The sequence below is a fragment of the Candidatus Thiosymbion oneisti genome (assembly GCF_900092655.1).
Taxonomy (GTDB): domain Bacteria; phylum Pseudomonadota; class Gammaproteobacteria; order Chromatiales; family Chromatiaceae; genus Thiosymbion; species Thiosymbion oneisti.
This window is the reverse complement of record NZ_FLUY01001559.1, coordinates 1-350: the sequence shown is the minus strand read 5'-3', so window position 1 is coordinate 350 and position 350 is coordinate 1. Positions and strand designations below refer to the sequence as shown.

The window sequence follows — 350 nt, the reverse complement described above, 5'->3', positions numbered from 1 at the left end:
CGGGAGCCCAGGGTACACCAGGTCATCAGTGAGCTATTGGGGGGCGCTATCGAGCCCGGACTCGCCCCGCCCAGCGAGGACGATCAGCTCTATGTGCAAGACCTGGGACTCATTCGCACCCGCCCGCAAGTTGAGATCGCCAATCCCATCTACCGGGAGATCATCCCACGTGCTTTGACCTGGATTACCCAGACCCGAATCCCGCAGGAAACCGCCTGGTATGTGGGCCAGGATGGACGCCTGGATTTTCCCAAGCTACTGGATGGTTTCCAGCACTTCTTTCGGGAAAACAGCGAGATCTGGATCGAACGGTTCGACTACAAGGAGGCCGGACCCCAGCTCTTGATGCA

General features: G+C 59.1%; 1 pseudogene. It reads left to right on the top strand.

The annotated features are described in order from the left end of the window. A pseudogene (locus BQ17_RS22050) lies at positions 1-350 on the top strand (ATP-binding protein); the annotation flags it as partial.